Raw genomic sequence first — 1,006 nt, forward strand, 5'->3', positions numbered from 1 at the left:
ATCTTGCGCGACTCGTTGCGCAGCTTCTGCTCCTCGTCGGTCTCCTCGGACCCGTCGTCGACCAGCGCGCCCGCCATCGGCAGGACGTTGAACGCGATCGGCGCCACGTACGGCCCAGTGTCGTCCACGCTCAGCGCCCGCCCGTCGTGCACGAGCTCGTGGCCCGCGCCGATGTTGCCGGTCACCTGGTCGTTGAGCGCGTCGACGCCGGCGAGACCCGACCCGGACACGGCCTGGTAGGTGGAGACGACGAGCCGCTTGAGCCCGGCCGCGTCGTGGAGCACCTTGAGGACCGGCATCGCGGCCATGGTGGTGCAGTTGGGGTTGGCGATGATGCCCTTGGGCGGGTTCTGCGCGGCCTCGGGGTTGACCTCGGAGACGATCAGCGGGACGTCGGGGTCCTTGCGCCAGGCGCTGGAATTGTCGACGACGACGGCGCCGGCCGCCGCGAACCTCGGCGCCTGCTCCTTGGACATCGTGCCCCCGGCCGAGAACAGGGCGATGTCGATGCCCGCGAGCTCCTCGTCGGTGGTCGCGGCGGTGTCCTCGACCACGATGTCCTCGCCACGGAACGGCAGCGTGGTGCCCGCCGACCGCGCGGAGGCGAAGAACCGCACCTCGTCGGCCGGGAACTCCCGCTCCTCCAGCAGGGCGCGCATCACGCGCCCCACCTGGCCCGTGGCTCCGACTACGGCGACAGTGGTCATCTGTGAGGTCATCTCCTGGTGTGCTCGGCGGCCCGTGGGGGCTCTGGTGTCGGCCGCCCGCGGGTGGGAGCTCCACCCTGCGCTCGGGTCGGCCGATGATGGCCCAGTCTACCGGCCGCGCGAAGGCCCTCCAGCGACTCTCGTCACACCGCCCCCGCGACTCCGCAGCCCACGCCCCACCTCGCCATCGCCGACCAACGAGAAGTCTGTTCGGCTCACATCGGCCGAAAGGGAGGTGCGCGAAACGCTCTTCTCGACGGGCCGGCGGGTCCGATGCTCCACAGGACCGGCGGGTCCGA

1 protein-coding gene is annotated in these 1,006 nt (G+C 71.3%); it reads right to left on the reverse strand.

The genetic code is table 11. The features are described from left to right. On the reverse strand, positions 1 to 707 hold a 707-nt coding region (locus G6022_RS15665), incomplete at its 3' end, for an aspartate-semialdehyde dehydrogenase (RefSeq protein ID WP_182691964.1). Between the last annotated feature and the right edge of the window lie 299 nt (positions 708 to 1,006).

It is taken from the genome of Dietzia sp. Cai40, from assembly GCF_014145165.1.
Classification (GTDB): Bacteria; Actinomycetota; Actinomycetes; order Mycobacteriales; family Mycobacteriaceae; genus Dietzia; species Dietzia natronolimnaea.